General features: G+C 40.9%; 17 protein-coding genes and 1 riboswitch. Of the genes, 7 read left to right on the top strand and 10 right to left on the bottom strand.

Features of this window, described 5'->3' with window-relative positions:
* Positions 1-99 precede the first annotated feature (99 nt).
* On the bottom strand, positions 100-1,002 hold the full coding sequence (locus AJGP001_RS01395) for a cation diffusion facilitator family transporter (RefSeq protein ID WP_058386616.1): 903 nt from the start codon (positions 1,000-1,002) through the stop codon (positions 100-102).
* Positions 1,003-1,107: 105 nt separating this feature from the next.
* Positions 1,108-1,155: riboswitch (PreQ1 riboswitch) on the top strand.
* A gap of 97 nt (positions 1,156-1,252) precedes the next feature.
* Here AJGP001_RS01395 and queF point away from each other — a divergent pair.
* Complete coding sequence (gene queF / locus AJGP001_RS01390; RefSeq protein WP_071153391.1) at positions 1,253-1,747, top strand: preQ(1) synthase; 495 nt, start codon at positions 1,253-1,255, stop codon at positions 1,745-1,747.
* 12 nt (positions 1,748-1,759) lie between these two features.
* On the top strand, positions 1,760-2,407 hold the full coding sequence (locus AJGP001_RS01385; RefSeq protein ID WP_078080068.1) for a queuosine precursor transporter: 648 nt from the start codon (positions 1,760-1,762) through the stop codon (positions 2,405-2,407).
* Positions 2,408-2,453: 46 nt separating this feature from the next.
* On the opposite strand, the gene AJGP001_RS01380 is transcribed toward AJGP001_RS01385, so the two are convergent.
* The 5 genes from AJGP001_RS01380 to AJGP001_RS01360 form a co-directional block, all read right to left on the bottom strand.
* Positions 2,454-3,293, bottom strand: coding sequence for an endonuclease/exonuclease/phosphatase family protein (locus tag AJGP001_RS01380; protein WP_071153390.1), 840 nt, complete (start codon positions 3,291-3,293; stop codon positions 2,454-2,456).
* 456 nt (positions 3,294-3,749) lie between these two features.
* Positions 3,750-4,514, bottom strand: coding sequence for a MerR family transcriptional regulator (locus tag AJGP001_RS01375; protein WP_071153389.1), 765 nt, complete (start codon positions 4,512-4,514; stop codon positions 3,750-3,752).
* 62 nt (positions 4,515-4,576) lie between these two features.
* Positions 4,577-6,316 (bottom strand): ABC transporter ATP-binding protein, encoded by a 1,740-nt coding sequence (locus tag AJGP001_RS01370; RefSeq protein WP_078080067.1) that lies wholly within the window; start codon positions 6,314-6,316, stop codon positions 4,577-4,579.
* A gap of 136 nt (positions 6,317-6,452) precedes the next feature.
* Positions 6,453-6,764, bottom strand: a complete 312-nt coding sequence (locus AJGP001_RS01365) for a DUF3817 domain-containing protein (RefSeq protein ID WP_078080066.1) — start codon at positions 6,762-6,764, stop codon at positions 6,453-6,455.
* Positions 6,765-6,928: 164 nt separating this feature from the next.
* Positions 6,929-8,122 carry a class I SAM-dependent rRNA methyltransferase gene (locus tag AJGP001_RS01360; RefSeq protein ID WP_078080065.1) on the bottom strand — a complete coding sequence of 398 codons (1,194 nt, stop codon included), beginning with the start codon at positions 8,120-8,122 and terminating at the stop codon, positions 6,929-6,931.
* 118 nt (positions 8,123-8,240) lie between these two features.
* On the opposite strand from AJGP001_RS01360, the gene AJGP001_RS01355 reads away from it, so the two are divergent.
* Positions 8,241-8,444: a hypothetical protein gene (locus tag AJGP001_RS01355; protein WP_058386624.1), complete on the top strand. Its 204-nt coding sequence runs from the start codon at positions 8,241-8,243 to the stop codon at positions 8,442-8,444.
* 53 nt (positions 8,445-8,497) lie between these two features.
* On the opposite strand, the gene AJGP001_RS01350 is transcribed toward AJGP001_RS01355, so the two are convergent.
* Entirely contained in the window at positions 8,498-8,854 is a 357-nt protein-coding gene (locus AJGP001_RS01350; RefSeq protein WP_058386625.1) for a SpoIIAA family protein, read from the bottom strand.
* Positions 8,855-9,037: 183 nt separating this feature from the next.
* On the opposite strand from AJGP001_RS01350, the gene AJGP001_RS01345 reads away from it, so the two are divergent.
* Positions 9,038-9,700: a GntR family transcriptional regulator gene (locus AJGP001_RS01345; RefSeq protein WP_058386626.1), complete on the top strand. Its 663-nt coding sequence runs from the start codon at positions 9,038-9,040 to the stop codon at positions 9,698-9,700.
* 100 nt (positions 9,701-9,800) lie between these two features.
* On the opposite strand, the gene brnQ is transcribed toward AJGP001_RS01345, so the two are convergent.
* The gene (brnQ, locus tag AJGP001_RS01340; RefSeq protein WP_078080064.1) at positions 9,801-11,171 is read right to left on the bottom strand and encodes a branched-chain amino acid transport system II carrier protein; all 1,371 of its coding nucleotides are present in this window, start codon (positions 11,169-11,171) and stop codon (positions 9,801-9,803) included.
* A gap of 469 nt (positions 11,172-11,640) precedes the next feature.
* On the opposite strand from brnQ, the gene AJGP001_RS01335 reads away from it, so the two are divergent.
* Both AJGP001_RS01335 and AJGP001_RS01330 read left to right on the top strand, forming a co-directional pair.
* Positions 11,641-12,006, top strand: a complete 366-nt coding sequence (locus AJGP001_RS01335) for a CidA/LrgA family protein (RefSeq protein ID WP_071154119.1) — start codon at positions 11,641-11,643, stop codon at positions 12,004-12,006.
* Positions 12,006-12,695 (top strand): LrgB family protein, encoded by a 690-nt coding sequence (locus tag AJGP001_RS01330; RefSeq protein ID WP_071154118.1) that lies wholly within the window; start codon positions 12,006-12,008, stop codon positions 12,693-12,695. The genes AJGP001_RS01335 and AJGP001_RS01330 overlap by 1 nt, the downstream gene beginning before the upstream one ends.
* A 126-nt stretch (positions 12,696-12,821) precedes the next feature.
* Here AJGP001_RS01330 and AJGP001_RS01325 read toward each other — a convergent pair whose 3' ends face one another.
* Together AJGP001_RS01325 and AJGP001_RS01320 are read right to left on the bottom strand one after the other, a co-directional pair.
* Positions 12,822-14,426: an ABC transporter permease gene (locus tag AJGP001_RS01325; protein WP_078080062.1), complete on the bottom strand. Its 1,605-nt coding sequence runs from the start codon at positions 14,424-14,426 to the stop codon at positions 12,822-12,824.
* Positions 14,426-15,337: an ABC transporter ATP-binding protein gene (locus AJGP001_RS01320; RefSeq protein ID WP_058386631.1), complete on the bottom strand. Its 912-nt coding sequence runs from the start codon at positions 15,335-15,337 to the stop codon at positions 14,426-14,428. Before AJGP001_RS01320 ends, AJGP001_RS01325 begins: the two co-directional genes overlap by 1 nt.
* 377 nt (positions 15,338-15,714) lie before the next feature.
* On the opposite strand from AJGP001_RS01320, the gene AJGP001_RS01315 reads away from it, so the two are divergent.
* A complete protein-coding gene (locus AJGP001_RS01315) occupies positions 15,715-16,563 on the top strand; it encodes a transporter substrate-binding domain-containing protein (protein ID WP_071154117.1) in 849 nt (282 codons plus the stop codon).
* The last annotated feature ends 206 nt before the right edge of the window (positions 16,564-16,769 follow it).

The raw sequence follows: 16,769 nt of genomic DNA, 5'->3' as shown, positions 1-16,769 counted from the left end.
CTCCTTTCTGCCTATCTTTTACCTTTAGTTTACCATGAAAAATATGGATGCTATCCGTCAATGATAGAGAAATTAACAGATAATCCACTCTTTTTAAATTTATACCTTTAGTGAGTCGTGTACAGTGTCGGTTTTTTCAATTTGGATGGTGGCATGTTCAATTCCGCACACATCATAAACCAATTTCAAAGCTTCTTGAAGAACCTTTTGCTCTTGTATATTGACATCGACATCAATGTGGCATGTAAACAAGTCCATGCCAGATGTAATCGTCCACACGTGAAGGTCATGAACGTCTAACACACCTTCGATTTCAAGCAGCCGCTCTCTCACTTGCTGCGTATCAATCGTCTCAGGTGTTCCCTCCATCAAAATATGAATGCTATTTTGAAGAATGCCCCAGGCGCTCCGCAAAATCAATAACGCAACAGCGACCGAAATCAGCGGATCTGCTATCGTCCAGTCAAATAACAGAATAAGCATACCCGCTACTATGGCGCCTACTGAACCAAGCGCATCTCCGATAATATGCATATAAGCACTTTTCATATTAAGATTGCCTTGAACATCGGCACCACGGTTTAACACCCACGCGCTCAATACGTTAGCAGCAAGACCAATTGACGCAATGACTAGCATCCAACCTCCTTGAACTTCCGCAGGCTCATATAAACGCTGGACGGCTTCATAAATGATAAAACCTGCCATAACAAATAACGTAATGCCATTAATAAAGGCGGTAAGAATTTCAAAACGGTAGTAGCCATAGGTTTTGTTAGCAGACGCTGCTCTTCCCGCAAACCAAATAGCTGACAAACTCAGTACCAGTGAAACCGTATCCGACAACATATGACCGCTGTCTGCAATTAAAGCCAAACTGTTTGTGAAGAGTCCGCCGAAAAACTCTAGCAGCATGATGCCGGCTGTTATGATAAGTGCAATAGATAAAGCTTTTTTATTGCCGCTTCTAACTGTTTCAAAATGATCATGATCATGCCCCATGCGATCCTCTCCTTTGGCTGTTGCTAATATGTTAACAAATTTGGTCGATTGACAACGCATAGTAAGTCTTATACGATAGATGAGTAAAAAGTAAATACCCCGGCAACGGGAGAGGTTCATAGCATTTCACCCTCTATAAAAAACTATGGATTGTCGAAACTCAGCCAAATCCACATGCGATTTGGCTTTTTCTTTTGTCCGTTTTTTATAACCCTCTTCCTAACCGGGCATCTAAAAGGAGGCCGTTTTTATGGCAGGAAGAAACGAAGAAACGCTCGAGCATTTAGAATTGCTTGGCAATCAAAACACCAAGTATAAGTTTGAATACGATCCAGACATTTTAGAACCCATCGACAATCTGCACAGCCGTGATTATTTTGTGAAATTTAATTGTCCTGAGTTTACGTCCCTTTGTCCGCAAACTGGGCAACCCGATTTCGCTACGATCTACTTGAGCTTTATTCCCGACAAAACATTAGTCGAAAGCAAATCACTGAAGCTTTATTTATTCAGTTTCCGCAATCATGGAGATTTTCATGAAGATGTTGTTAACATCATTATGAATGATTTAATCAAATTGATGGATCCTCGGTATATCGAAGTTTGGGGAAAATTCACGCCACGTGGCGGTTTGTCGATTGATCCTTACACAAACTATGGCCAACCTGGAACAAAATACGAAGAAATGGCATCGTACCGGATGATGAATCACGACATGAATCCCGAAACGATTACCAATCGATAAGGAGCTCAGCAAATGTTACTTTATTTGAACGGCGCATTTGTCGGCTTGTTAATCTTATCGAATATACTCGCGGTGAAATTATTCAGTATCGGCGAATGGGCTGTTTTACCGGCTGCTGTCATCGTCTATGTTTTCACTTTCCCGATCACAGATACGATTGCAGAAGTATATGGCAAAGAAGCTGCAAGACAAACCGTTACTGCAGGATTTGTTACACAGCTTTGTGCACTGGCGTTTATTTTTCTTGCTATTCATTTACCAGCTGCTTCTTTTTTTACGAATCAAGAATCATTCGAAACCATCTTTTCTGCAGGTTTTCGTGTTACTATAGCCAGTCTCGTTTCTTACTTTATTAGTCAAAACCTGGACTTCACTATTTTCCATAAACTGAAAGAAAGACATGGTCATTCCAAGTTGTGGCTTCGCAATAATGCCTCAACAATGGTCAGCCAATTGGTCGATACGAGCATTTTCATCACCATCGCTTTTTACGGCACTTTGCCAACTAGTGTATTACTTGGCATGATTGTGACACAATATGCATTCAAATGGCTCGTGGCTGCAGCGGACACGCCCCTGGTATATTTACTCGTCAAGTTATGCAAACGCGATCTAGCAGACCATCAAATTTACGGACATCAAAAACCGGAAACTCTCTAATAGAGAGCTTCCGGTTTTTTCATCATATATGCTGAAGTTTGACTGTTTAGACCTTTGCCCGTTCTTTTTGCAAACCATCTTTACTGTGTACTGTTGCACCAGTCAGGACCATATCCGCTACAATCGGCATATGATCGGAAACGGCCGTCTCAATAACGGCTACCTGTACGACATCAATAGCGCTATCTGAAAAAATATAGTCGATTCGTATTGCTGGAGACAAAATCTCAGCTGTTTCTTTATTTGTGTAAGGAGAGGGATATGTGTAGGCATCGCCTCTTTTCATTGTCAAAAAAGCATCGTTGAACTGGCTGTTGAGTTTTTGCATATAACCGTTCGAAGGTGGGGCATTAAAGTCCCCAACAAGAATTTGTGGAAAGCGGCTTTTTTCTGTAAGGGTCAAAATTTCATCAACACTAACTGCTAGCTCTTCATCTTTCAGCGCTAAATGAGTATTAAATACACTCAAATAACTACCTTCCACTTCAATGATGGTTTCTAACAGACCCCGTTGTTCATTATTTCCAAATGGACACGGAACTTGAGTCAATAAATGATTTTCGACGTATTTGATTGGGTAGTTACTCAAAATGACATTGCCATATTGATGATTCGGACGTTCTGAATCTTCAGGTGCAAAACTCATATTGGCTCCGTAAGCCGCATGCATGCCAAGTCTTTTGCTCAACCACTCTACTTGGTCCACAAATGAACTGCGAGCAGAAAAATAACGATCAACTTCCTGCAAGGCAATAATGTTCGCACAGGATTCCTCGATAACTCCTGCAGTCCTCTCCAAATCGACGACTCCATCCATCCCCAACCCATGAGCAATATTAAAAGACATGACTTTGACAATTGGTGCTTTCTTTTGATTCCCGTGCATGCAAACCTCTCCTTTTCGATGAACACAAATCGTTGGCAGCTGTTTAATTGGCTTTAGTATAACAAGTGCTTATGAAGTGGCTGTGACAAGAGTGTAAAGATTTCGTAAACGGAAAATCCGAGGCGTTCCGACTTGCTTCCATTTCAGAAGAGTTTATGCACGTTCAGTAGAGTTTACGCACGTTCAAGAAAATTTATGCACGTTCAGAAGAGTTTACGCACGTTCAAGAAAATTTATGCACGTTCAGAAGAGTTTACGCACGTTCAGTAGAATTTACGCACGTTCAAGAAAGTTTACGCACGTTCAGTAGAATTTACGCACGTTCAAGAAAGTTTATGCACGTTCAGTAGAATTTAGAGATGCGCAGCAAAAACAAAGGTTCCGCTCTAAACCAATCGCAACATAAAAAATGCAGGCAGCCTATTAAGTCTCGGCTGCCTGCACTTGAACAAATTTTTATTCTTCTGATGATGTATAAACCACAATGGCGTCCCTCAAAAATTCAGCGGCTCCATAGTTTACTTTGTTGTAATACGCAGCAAATCGCTCGTCTGCCACATAGATCTCTGCGAGTCCTCTATGCGCTTTCTTGCTATAGGACGGCCACGTAAAGTTTAACCACTGGCGATGTAACGCAGCCATTTGCTGAGCCGCGTCGCTCGACGGGTCTTTCGTTTCGATAGCGTTTGCCAAGCTGTTTAATACTTGCTGCTCTAAGCTTTTAAACGCCAGAAACTTCTCTTCGCCCATCCCTAACATGTTGGCATTCGATTGATCGACTAGACTATCACCATATTTACTGCGTATTTCATTGCCATATTGCTGTTCGTTGTCGTCCACACGTTTTTGCTGAAAGCCTTGAAATTTCTCTTTGTCCCCCATCATGCTCTCTCCTTTTTTCGTGGAAATGGTTTTTTCCACATTGGTAATCAAGAGATCCAATTGCAGCCGTTTCGCGAGAAGTGTTTCCCGGTGTGCTTTTAAAGCTTTGGCACTATCGAAGCCAGAGTCATTAACGATGTTCTTTATCTGTTCCAGTCTCAATCCGAGTTCGCGGTAAAATAAAATTTGCTGCAGCTTATCGACTTCCCGCGCGCCATAAATTCGATATCCGGACGCATTTTTTCTTAACGGCTTCAATAAATCAATTTCATCGTAATAACGCAAAGTCCGCGTGCTAACTCCGGTTAACTCCCCCAACTTTTGCACGGTATAGTCCATTTCTCCACCTCCTGATGAATCTACCCTACACCTTGACGTTGCGTTAAGGTCAAGCAGGTTAATCAAGTTAGTTGCTGTGTGGCAAAATCGCGGTACAGCGCGTGACTCGCTATTAGTTCTTGGTGAGTTCCAATTCCGGTAACACGCCCTTTTTCAATAAAAACAATTTTATCCGCATCCACAATTGTCGACAGTCGATGAGCGATAACCAAAGTAGTCCGCCCTTCCATTAAGCGACTTAAGGCCTGTTGAACGATGCCTTCTGACTGACTATCTAAACTCGCTGTCGCTTCATCCATCATCAAAATTTTGGGATCGCGTAAAAAAGCTCGGGCAATGGCAATTCGTTGGCGCTGACCGCCGGATAACTTAACGCCGCGTTCCCCGACTTCTGTATCCAGTCCATCAGCAAAGCCACGTATGAAATCTTCCGCATAAGCCATGCGTGCAACTTGCCACAATTCTTCAGCTGAAATTACTGCCGAGTTTGGCAATCCGTACGTTAAGTTTTCGCGAATGGTGCCACCCATCATAGCACTTTCTTGCGACACATAACCGATTTGATCTCGCCAAGACGTGATTGAAATTTCATCGATTGGCATGTTCCCTATCAAAATCTCACCTGACAGTGGTTCGTAAAAGCGTTCAATCAACCCAAAAATTGTAGTCTTTCCACCACCACTTGGTCCTGCAAATGCAATCATTTCACCGGGTTGTGCTTCAAATGAGATATCAGCTAGAACCGGCTCTCCTTCCCCATAAGAAAAACTTAACTTATTAATTTGTAACGATTTCCCGGCAATATCTAAAGTTGATTTTGGCTGTTGTTCTTCTAATGGCAATTCTAAAATGTCGATAATGCGTTCTGTCGCACCTTTGGCTTTTTGAAGCTCTGTGAAAAAGCGCGCGAAAGTCGCCATCGGAACAATAATTTGAAATAAATACAATAAAAATGCAACGAGCGAACCTGTCGACATTTCCCCATTTGCTACACGAATTCCGCCGTAGCCAATGATTGATACGATAACGACCATGACGACCAAATACATTAACGGTGCAATCAATGCGTAAATTTTGGCTTCTTTCATACCAAGCGCAAACAATTTATGGATGCCTTGTACACCTTTTGTTTCTTCTGTATGTTCAGCCGTTGAAGATTTCATCAACCGAATTTCACCCAAAGTTTGTTGCACATGACCCGTAAAATGAGCAGTCTCGTCTTGTAAGTTACGAGAAATTTTGGCCATTTGACGGCCTAGCGGTACCATAACGACAACTGTTAGCGGAACCGACAACATCATCAGAAGCGTCATTTTCCAGTCCAGAATGACCAAAATAATTACTGCCCCAATTATAGAAATAATGCCGGTAACGAAAGAAGGAAAATGATCCGTGATTAAATTCCGAACAATTCCCGTATCATTGACAACTCGACTTACCGTTTCTCCACTGGAATGCTGATCAAAATAACGGACACGCAAGCGGATCAATTTTGCCCACATGCGCTCTCTCAAGCCAGCGACTACTCGTTGTCCGACCATGCTGAGCAAGTAAATCGAAATGCCATTAATGACAGCTTGCACAATAAAAGCCGCAACGATTCCAACAATCAGCGGAACACTTAAGTCATTAAGGGAAAAACCATCAACTAGATTTTTTGTTAATAACGGTACCACAAGTCCAACAAGCGTAGTAATCAGACTAGCCGTCAAACCAATAGCTAGCGCAAGTTTCGGGATTTTCAATGTCAACAATAGCGAAATAAACGGCTTTAAACTCTTTTCTTTAGCGTTCTTTTTCATCATAGGAGCCCCTGTTCTGTCAGTCGCATGAAGCGAAGTTACTCTAGTTTATTACATTAAATTTATAGCTGTTCTACATACACTAAAAACACCTGCAGAAAAATTCCACAGGTGTTTCCATTTATAAAATCGGTGTTTAGGCAGCTGAAGTTTTCAGCTGTTGCCAATTTTCAAGACGTTTATCTAAAATGAAATTACCAAACGGAACGAATGCTGAAACAACGGCACCTACAGAAAAACGGAACGGCCATTTAAAAACAAACGTCATATAAATGGTAATTAAAATATACATACTGAACAAAGCCCCGTGAATCGGTCCAATCACGCTAACCGCTTCTGGAAAATCAAAAAAATATTTTAACGGCATCGCAATAAACAGCAAGATTAGCAGTGAACCGCCTTCAACTACGCCCATAAAACGAAATGTGCTTAACGCATTTTTAAACATGAACTATCCCTCGCATTCTGCTTTCATTATAAAAGCGAAAGGGGAACGCTGTACAGGGATTAGCGGGAGAACGCGGGAACTTTCTACAAAAGTACGCAAAATTTCGACACAAACCATAAGTCGTTCCTTAGTTAACTAGGCTAGAATAAAGAAACCTTTTTACGTTATCCTAGTTTCACAAAAAGAACTTTCAAGTAATTGCCTTCTTTAAATTCTTTGTGCACGCGGAAATCGCTAGGTAATGTGAATTCCTCAACAATGCTGTATTTCCCACCAAGTTCCTTAAAGGCTTTGTCGATAAATCCTTTAAATTTCTTCATGCCAAAAGAAGCACTATTGGTCGAAGCAACGATAACGCCGTTTTTTTCTGTAATGGCGATTGCCTCTTTCATCAAGTTCGTATAATCCTTAGACGTACTAAACGTGTATTTTTTTGAACGCGCAAAGCTTGGTGGATCTAAAATCACGACATCAAACCTTAATTCTTTTCGCTTAGCGTATTTAAAATAATTAAAGACGTCCATAACCAAAATATCCTGATTTTCAAAATCAATGCCATTCACACTGAATTGCTCAATCGTTTTACTAGAACTTCTCTTCGCCAAATCGACACTCGTCGTTTTCCGTGCCCCGCCAAGTGCGGCTGCTACTGAAAATGCACCAGTGTAGGAAAACGTATTGAGTACTGTTTTGCCTTTGGCGTATTTTTGCTTGATCACATTTCGTACATCACGCTGGTCTAAGAAAATTCCTGTCATCGCTCCGTCGTTTAAGTAAACTGCAAAGTTCACACCATTTTCTTTGACGACTAACGGAAATTCACCGCGTTCGCCCGCAACAAAATCATCTTCCTCGATATACTGACCTTTTGTATCGAATCGTTTTTTCTGGTAAATGCCTTTGCATTCCGTCACATTTTGAAGTGCGGCAATGACTTGATCTTTAAACGTATAAACCCCTTCACTATACCAGCTAAGCAAATAAAAGCCGTCATAATAATCAATGATCAACCCTCCGAAACCATCACCTTCACCGTTGAAAACGCGAAAAGCGGTCGTCTCTGAGTTATTAAAAAAAGCTTGTCTACGAGAAATCGCAGTCGTCAACTTACGTTCAATAAATGCTTGATCGACAGTTTCATTTTCATCATTGGTCAGCACCCAGCCATACCCCTTATTTTGCAAGCCGTAATAGCCTTTTGCTAAAAAACGTCCTTGTTTATCAACAAGTTTCAAAATACTTCCTTCAGTTTGGAGAAATTCTGCATTTTCTAAAGCTTCTTTCGTCACTAAAGGATAACCGTTAGCGTAACCTGTCTTAAATTTATCGTTTATTTTAACTGAAATTTCCGAATTCATAATCTCTCATCCTATCTGTCAACCACTGTTTTGCTTTATAATTAGTGTATACGATAGCTGACCGGATTCCCACCCTCGCCATGTGAATTTTCCAACACACTCAGTAGGAGGAATTGCCATGAAGCAGAAGTTTTATGTTTACAATATTCTATTAACTAATGGGGAATACCTGGAGAACATCCGCGTTGAAGGACCTCTTGAAGACCACTTTCCAGGGGTTTCGGTGAGTCTTTTTTCTGTTGAAAATATCGAAGGGAAAACGATTGTCTTAAGCGTATTCCACATTGTCAAAGCCGATTTAATTAGCATAGAAGAGTCATAAAGCAGATTCAGACTACAAAAAGCGTTTTGCATCTGTCATGCAAAACGCTTTTTCTATTCCTGAATCCAGTCCCAAGCATTGTTCATTTCATCTAATGTAAAATATTTCACTTCGAGTTTCGGTAATAATTTTTCTATTTCTGCTGACTTTTCTTTTATGTGGCTGGAACTGATTACAGCAAATTTATGAAAATGATTCCATGCATCCATGTTTACTTTCATGCTTTCTTCTAGTCCTTCAAAAGATGCGCCTTGTCTTTCGCTTATAATGGCATAAATATTGAATTTTCCTTTATCCGCATATTTTTCTTGAATGATTTTATCAATTTTCATCGCATCCTGGTATGTGGCTGCTCCTTCGAATTCAATAGCGATTGTTTCTATGTCTTTGCTTGGTACAAATGACAACATCTTTATTCCTCCTCGTCAGTAATAGACTTGTTGTTAATTTTCATATTCCCCATTTAGAAGCTAACAAACGGCTATAGCGAGATTTTTTAATGCTATCTACCGATATATTGCATGAAATATTTTGTTGATGGTGCCAATTACTGTATAATAGAATCTATTACGCAGTAAAAAGGGGAGCTTGTAATGCCTATTCCAGTTAATCACGCTAAGCCAGTCCGCGTGTCAGCTAAAGAAAGTGCTTATCTTCAATTACAGCAATGGATTATTGATGGTACGCTACAGCCTGAAGAAAAATTAATCGATACAGAATTGGCGCAAGCATTGAGTTTAAGTAGAACTCCAATACGCGAAGCGCTGCAGCTGTTGGAAGTTCAAGGGTTTGTAGAAATGTTTCCAGGAAAAGCTACACGCGTCACTACTATTAAAAAAGGGGACCTCAAAGACTTGTTGCCACCTCTCGCTGTTTTGCAAGCCTTGTCAGCAGAACTTGCTATTCCTAATCTTGACGAGCATGTCTTTCGTTTGCTCGAAGAAACTAACCAACGATTTATTGAAGCCATTGAAAGCCAAAATGGTTTTTCAGCTTTAAAAATTGATCAAGAGTTTCATCAAATTATTGTCGATGCTGCAGATAATCCTTATATCCACTCAATCCTCAGCAGTCTCCAGTCTCATGTAAGACGACAATTTTTTCATCATTCATTGATGTTAACTAAGAGCTCATACGATGAGCACGTCGAAATTATCCAGACCTTAAAAGAAAAAAATCCAACTAAAGTGACACAACTTATGAAATCCAATTGGATTCGTACGATTGATGAGTTGTCGACTGAAAAACTTCTGTAAACTAATTAGAAAAAGCTGCATCAAAAGCATAGACGCTTTTGATGCAGCTTTTATTTTAGAAGCAAACCTGGTTTACCAGACCCGCCATTATTGCTTAAAATTATGCGTTATGCTGAGCCGATTGAACTTTTACAGTTTTTTTGGTCCGAGCAATAACCGTTGTGATCGCGATAATGATTAGCGCAGGCAAAAGCCAACCAAGACCGTTACTGTATAATGGCAACGTAGCTGCGTAAAAATCGATAATCGACTGCAACCATGCTGGATTGTCGACTCCGATTGAAGAAGTTAAGGTTTTCAATCCATCAATGACGCTAATAAATAATGTAACAATGATTGTCGATACATAAACCAGTTGCGCATGTCTGAACAACGGCGACAAGAACGCCAGGATGATCAAGACAATCGCTAATGGATACAAGAACATTAACACAGGAATTGAATAGGTAATGATGTTCGCAAGTCCCGCATTGGTCACGACCAATGAAAAGACAGAGAAAATCACAACATACGTCTTGTAACCGATTTTCGGCGTTAATTTGTGGAAAAATTCAGCGTTTGCCACTGTCAAGCCAATCGCTGTTGTTAAACAAGCTAGGATGATGATGACAGCAAGCAACATGGCACCAAAAGTTCCGAAATAATAATCAGAAGCCCCACTGAGTACGGGTCCCCCTGTTTCCATAAGACCTAAAGTAGCTGTACTCGTTGATCCTAAATAAGCAATTCCTGTATAGACAATTGCCAATAAAGCTGATGCAACCACGCCACTTTTCAAGGTAGCCATCAATACGCCTTTAGGCGAATTCACGCCCATTTTGCGAACAGCCGAGATGACAATAATTCCGAACACGAGAGAAGCAAGTGCGTCCATCGTGTTATAGCCTTCTGTAAATCCAGTAAAGAAAGCGTCGCTTTTATAAACCGGCTGTGGTGCTTCTTGGTTGCCCATTGGTTTCACAAAAGCGGCGACCAACAAAACGCCCAATGTCAGCAAAATAGCTGGTGACAAAACTTTTCCGATACTATCAACTATTTTTGTTGGGTTTAATGACACAACAAGTGAAACGCCAAAAAAGATCAATGAGAAGATAAGCAAACCGATCGTTGCGTTTCCTGCTCCAATAAACGGAGCCACTCCAACTTCATACGAAACTGCACCCGTTCTTGGTAACGCGAAGAAAGGTCCAATTGTTAAATACAGCATTGCCGTGAAAATCAGTCCATAAACGGGATGCACACGGCTTGATAAATCCTGCAAATCATTGCTTTTCGAATAGCCAATTGCCAATATTCCAAGTAACGGCAAGCCGACACCAGTAATCAAAAATCCGAAGATTGCAATCCATACGTTTGTTCCTGCATATTGTCCCAGCTGCGCCGGAAAAATTAAGTTTCCTGCTCCGAAGAACAGCGCAAACAACATCATCCCCACTACTGCATAAGACTTAAACGATAACTTACTGTCCATTACTATTTCCTCCTGTAGATTAAAACCATGGTTTCGTCTTTAGTATTTACAATTTCAATATAACACGTTTCTTCTTTTTAAAACGTATACGATATATTGCATAAAATAATAATACAACATTGAGTCCAAAATGCAAGCTTTTCAACGGAAGTTGTTTTTAAATTCCGTCTATTTAGTCAATTTTCATTTTCGGGTTATTCTCCCAATATAGTATCTATACTGTTAAGTGTATAAATAATCAAAAATCATATTTCTCGATGTGGATACACGCGCACCGTAACGCAATAAAAAAAGGTAAATGACTTTAACACTATCCACAAAAAATACAGCTTGGATTCTCGCATCGTTATTTCTGATCTGATTAGACAAACACAGCCTCTACTCTCGCTTTTCAAATGAAATGCTGTAAAATAACTTAATATGGAAAGAACAGGGGTTTTTTATTACTAACCGGAAGGCGGCGTTCTCTTTGAAAATCATCTACATCTTTCTTCAGCTTTTCGCCATCACTGGCTTTTATTTATTAGGTGAAGCAATTCAAGCCCTCTTCAACATTCCGCTGCCTGGCAGTATTATTGGTTTTCTTTTATTGTTTGCTGTTCTTATGCTTAAAATTTTTCCACTAAAATGGATTGATTCAGGTGCACATTTTCTATTGGCTTTTTTACCACTTTATTTTATTCCTGCTACTGTTGGTGTCGTTGAATACGGAGAGCTGTTTTCTGGAAAAGGAATTTTACTAATTCCCATTGTCATGGTTAGTACGTTTCTTACCATCGCGGTATCCGGCTGGGTCAGTCAATATATTGCCGCGCGAAAGGAGCCGTCTTCATAATGGAAGTTAATCTAACTGCTGTTTTCTTTGCCGCCTTGACTATTGCTGTTTATTTTCTTACGAATGTTGTTTATGTGAAATATCAAAAAACGCTATTGAACCCAGTACTTGCTTCTACAGCAATCCTATCGGTTATATTGGTAGTCGGCAACATCCCTTACGATACGTATTTAATAGGTGGCAGCTGGATCGGTACCCTTTTAGGGCCGGCAGTTGTCGCGTTAGCCATTCCTCTTTATAAACAACGCGATTTGCTTTTCAGTAATTTACTCCCTATTTTTTCAGGCATTATTGCAGGGGTGGCAGTTGGCATGACTAGCGGAATATTGTTTACTCAGCTATTCCATTTTTCAGAACAACTGATTTTGACCGTTTTACCAAAATCATTGACGACACCCGTCGCGATGCAAGTGGCAAGCGACCTTGGTGGTATTCCTTCTCTAGCTGCGGTTTTCGTTATGGTTGCAGGGTTTACCGGTTATATTATCGGCCCGTTCTTTTTAAACTGGTTGCATATCGATTCGGCAATCGGTCGCGGCATCGCACTCGGTACGTCCGCACACGGCATGGGCACAGCAAAAGCCTTTGAATACGGTCAGCAAGAAGCTTCGATGAGCTCTGTTGCCATGACCTTAAGTGCTGTACTTGGGGCCTTACTAGGTCCTGTTGCGGCGTTTTTGCTCCTGTAAAACGGCAAAAAGAGGCTGTTTCATAATCCTCTGAAATAAAAAAGACGGAGAAAAAGGGCTGCACTTAAAAGTCGTTTTTCGTGACCTTTTGGGACAGCCCTTTCTTTTATTGCTTTCAATTCGTTGTTATTTCCCAATATCCCTCCGATTAAATCCAATCATGCCAATGACAATGAAACCAACGGCGACCAAAATCAGTATGGCTGCAGTCAAATAGTCCATCTCCTCAATCGGAAGTTGAGGCACATGACCATAAGGTGTTAATTTTTCTACCCAGTCTGGAAATCGAAACAGGCTGCCCATGTAAACGACGATAAAAGAAAACAGTAAATACAGCCACACCACACCCGTCCATTTAGAAGCCCAACCAAGCAACAGCGAGGCGACCCCGACCATAACAAGAACTGCTGGAAAATAAACCATCGCCGAACTGTAAAACATGGCGAGTGACAGATTTTCTGCCATTACCAAATTTCCTACCAGCCCCATACTAACAGGCGCGATACTCAACATCACAACTGCCGTTAAAATAGCCATCGCTAGGTAACTAGTCATTATGTGGTTTCTGGAAACTGCACGACTCAAAATATGCTCGAGTCGATCGTTCTTTTCTTCTGTTTTCAATTTCAGAATGGCTATTAATACCGGAATGCTTCCTATAATCGCCATAACCGCCATAAGTATTGGAATGAATTGCTCTATCAAAGAAGAGCCCGTTGTCTGAACAATCATTTGTTGCATAATATCAATTTCATTAAAAAACGATTCTAAATCACCGAGAATTGAACCATAAGAAACGCCGATGAGTAGCAAACCTAGTCCCCATACAAGTAAACCGGTTCGCTGAAGCCGAAAAACAAGCCCAAATGAACTGAGAAGTAATTTTGAAGCTCCTTCTTTTCCTGTCCGTGAAGCCAAAAAGCCTGATCCGAGATCTCTGATTGAATTGAGGTACAGAGCTAATCCCATCAATAGCAACGCAACTGTCACGGTTAACCCTATTGGCCACCAATAATTATTGACGTAAGCTTCTGTTCGCAAAATCCAGTTGAGTGGCGACAACCAAGACAAGGTTTCATTTGTCACGTCACCGATAGCGCGAATGATATAGGCTAGCAACAAAACAACAAAAGACAATCCCAATGTCGTTCTAGCGTTTGAAGATAGCTGCGCACAGACAGCTGCCACACCAGCAAATATTAATCCACTCGCGCCCAAAGCAGAACCGTATACTAACGATGCTTCAAACCCCATACTTTCTATACCTAGCATCGTTAACGAAACAGCAGTCAATAGCGCCAATACTACATTGACTCCAATCAACACCAGTAAAATAGACAACAGATTCGATAGTCGGCCTACTGGCAAAGAACGAATCGTTTCGATGCGACCATCTTCTTCATCTGTGCGTGTGTGACGAATTACGAGCAAAATGTTCATTAAACCGACCACTATCGCGGTCATTAAAAGCATTTCATGAGCAGTCATAGCTCCGATTGTGTAATCATTAAACCCATACCCTGGTCCCACCATCGCAGTCATGGCAGGATTCCGCATCGTTTCAGCCATCGCCTGCCTTTCTGCATCCGTTTGATACAAGCCAACAAAAGCTAGGGAAACAATGACTGAGACAGCAGCGAACGATGTCAACCAGATAGGTAGACGCAGACGATCGCGACGGAGAATAAAAAGGATTAACGTTGCTGTCCCTTCAAAAAGATGTCGCTTCATTATAATCCGCCCCCTGCTCCTGTCGGTTTACTGGCTCCTTCGTAATGACGCATAAATAGTTGCTCCAAAGTCGGCGGTGAACTTTCGATGCGAATTACGCCGAACTGACTAACGTACCGAATTACATGCTCCATTTCTTGCGTGTCCACGTGGAAAGACCATGCATTTCCTTTCTGCTCAATGCCACTCACGCCTTTAAGTCCTGCCAAATCTTGAATTCGTTCTTTTGTTTCCACTAGCAAAACTGAACCTGTTAAATGGCGAAGCTCGTTTAACGAGCCCGTTTCAATGATTTTTCCTTCACGAATAATCGCGACTTTATCACAAAGCTTTTCAACTTCAGATAGGATGTGACTGGACAATAAAACGCTCTTCCCCTGTGTTTTCGCTTCGATAATGTATTCCTGGAAAACTCGCTCCATTAAAGGATCAAGACCAGAAGTCGGTTCATCTAGTATATACAAATCTACATCTGATGACAGCGCTGCAATCAACGCGACTTTCTGCCGATTTCCTTTAGAATATGTTCGGCATTTTTTTGTTGGATCTAAGTCGAATTTTTCGATGAGGTCCTGTCGGCGATTCAGGTTGTTACCTCCGCGCAGTTTGACAAACAAATCGATAACTTCTCCTCCTGTTAAGTTAGGCCATAAATTGACGTCGCCAGGAACATAAGCGACACGCTTGTGGATTTCCACCGCATCTTTCCACGAATCCTTACCAAAAATTTCAGTTCGTCCTTCTGTAGCTTTTAAAATACCAAGCAAAATACGCAAGGTTGTAGACTTACCTGATCCATTAGGTCCGATAAACCCGTAAACTTCACCTTTTTCTACTTGAATATTCACTTTGTCCAGCGCTGTAAAATCCCCAAATCTCTTCGTCAAGTCAACTGTTCTTAAAATGGTCATGGAGATCCCTCCTATGTTTGCGTAAAATAATTTAGTCAAAATATCGAGATATTTATAAAAGTAACAGCTGATTCATTCTTAATGGAACTGGTCCGCTAAGCCAGTTGATAGAATTGGTTTTATTCCTATCACCGAGCTTTACAATTTTTGAATTTCACGTGTTCTTTCGCAGCATGTTCTACGTTTACATTAAAGCTTCCGGTCATGTCGGTCAATAATCCCCTCTCATTAAACTGATTTTTCCAACTATTTGTTGTGTGTAATTCTAGATTATTTAACTGCGATTGACACTCTGTTAATTTTAAAATCTGACCATTGCCACTACTCTTCAATAATGCTATGTTTTAATTGCTAAAAAATTATAGGAGGAATAGTAATTGAAAAACTCATCTTTCGGTAAAAAAGTATCCGTAGTTGCTGGTTTAGCCGTATTATCGCTGCTTGCAGCTTGTGGAAATAATGACGATACAGCTTCTGAAGAAAAGGCATCCGCATGGGATGAAATCCAAGACAAAGGTAGCTTAACAGTTGCCACATCAGGTACCTTGTTTCCAACATCCTACCGCGAAGAAGGGTCAGACGAATTAACTGGCTTTGAAGTAGAGGTGGTTCGTGAAATTGGTGAGCGCTTGGAATTGGACATTGAATTCACAGAGCTTGGTTTTGATGAAATGTTAACGTCTGTTCAAACAGGACAAGTCGATCTGGCTTCAAATGATATTGAAATCACAGAAGACCGCGCAGAAAATTTCATCTTCTCTACACCGATTAAATATTCGTACGGAACAGCAATCGTCCGTTCAGAAGATTTATCAGGAATCAAGACATTAGAAGATTTGGAAGGCAAAAAAGCAGCCGGTGCTTCAACTTCTGTCTACATGGAAACTGCACGCGAATATGGCGCTGAAGAAGTCGTCTACGACAACGCGACAAACGAAACGTATTTACGTGACGTAGCCATTGGACGAACAGATGTCATTTTAAATGATTATTACTTGCAAACTTTAGCCATTGCAGCGTTTCCAGAGCTGGATATCGTCATCCATCCAGATCTAAAGTACAGCCCTTCCGAAGTTGGCGTCGTCATGAACAAAGACAACGACGAACTAGCTGAGAACGTCGATCGCGTTATCGAAGAAATGCTAGAAGATGGCACAATCGCCGAAATCTCTGCTGAATTCTTTAACGGTGCCGATGCTACCCAAAAAGTGAATATTGACGAATAAAAGCAAGAAGTCGCGGTCATTTGAGCGGCTTCTTTTTTGTTGTTTATTTATGATTTAAGATGAACTTATTCCAGTTAATGGATATACTGTCCGAATCAGCACAAATACTGTCGAGTTTAGCCGAAATACTGTCCAAATTTGTAAAATACTGTCCAAAAGCGTTCAAATACTGTCCAACCTCCCCTATACTAGAATGAACGAGTAAG

The organism is Planococcus faecalis (assembly GCF_002009235.1).
Lineage (GTDB): Bacteria > Bacillota > Bacilli > Bacillales_A > Planococcaceae > Planococcus > Planococcus kocurii.
The sequence above is the reverse complement of the archived record's forward strand: the minus strand, read 5'-3'. Positions and strand labels throughout refer to the sequence as shown.

Excerpts from the sequence above, each read along its gene's own strand:
- brnQ (WP_078080064.1), bottom strand. The coding sequence starts at position 11,171 with ATGGACAGTAAGTTATCGTTTAAGTCTTATGCAGTAGTGGGGATGATG.
- AJGP001_RS01375 (WP_071153389.1), bottom strand. The coding sequence starts at position 4,514 with ATGGACTATACCGTGCAAAAGTTGGGGGAGTTAACCGGAGTTAGCACG.
- AJGP001_RS01345 (WP_058386626.1), top strand. The coding sequence starts at position 9,038 with ATGCCTATTCCAGTTAATCACGCTAAGCCAGTCCGCGTGTCAGCTAAA.
- AJGP001_RS01365 (WP_078080066.1), bottom strand. The coding sequence starts at position 6,764 with ATGTTTAAAAATGCGTTAAGCACATTTCGTTTTATGGGCGTAGTTGAA.
- AJGP001_RS01350 (WP_058386625.1), bottom strand. The coding sequence starts at position 8,854 with ATGTTGTCATTTGTACCAAGCAAAGACATAGAAACAATCGCTATTGAA.
- queF (WP_071153391.1), top strand. The coding sequence starts at position 1,253 with ATGGCAGGAAGAAACGAAGAAACGCTCGAGCATTTAGAATTGCTTGGC.
- AJGP001_RS01370 (WP_078080067.1), bottom strand. The coding sequence starts at position 6,316 with ATGAAAAAGAACGCTAAAGAAAAGAGTTTAAAGCCGTTTATTTCGCTA.
- AJGP001_RS01325 (WP_078080062.1), bottom strand. The coding sequence starts at position 14,426 with ATGAAGCGACATCTTTTTGAAGGGACAGCAACGTTAATCCTTTTTATT.
- AJGP001_RS01385 (WP_078080068.1), top strand. The coding sequence starts at position 1,760 with ATGTTACTTTATTTGAACGGCGCATTTGTCGGCTTGTTAATCTTATCG.
- AJGP001_RS01320 (WP_058386631.1), bottom strand. The coding sequence starts at position 15,337 with ATGACCATTTTAAGAACAGTTGACTTGACGAAGAGATTTGGGGATTTT.
- AJGP001_RS01360 (WP_078080065.1), bottom strand. The coding sequence starts at position 8,122 with ATGAATTCGGAAATTTCAGTTAAAATAAACGATAAATTTAAGACAGGT.
- AJGP001_RS01330 (WP_071154118.1), top strand. The coding sequence starts at position 12,006 with ATGGAAGTTAATCTAACTGCTGTTTTCTTTGCCGCCTTGACTATTGCT.
- AJGP001_RS01380 (WP_071153390.1), bottom strand. The coding sequence starts at position 3,293 with ATGCACGGGAATCAAAAGAAAGCACCAATTGTCAAAGTCATGTCTTTT.
- AJGP001_RS01395 (WP_058386616.1), bottom strand. The coding sequence starts at position 1,002 with ATGGGGCATGATCATGATCATTTTGAAACAGTTAGAAGCGGCAATAAA.
- AJGP001_RS01355 (WP_058386624.1), top strand. The coding sequence starts at position 8,241 with ATGAAGCAGAAGTTTTATGTTTACAATATTCTATTAACTAATGGGGAA.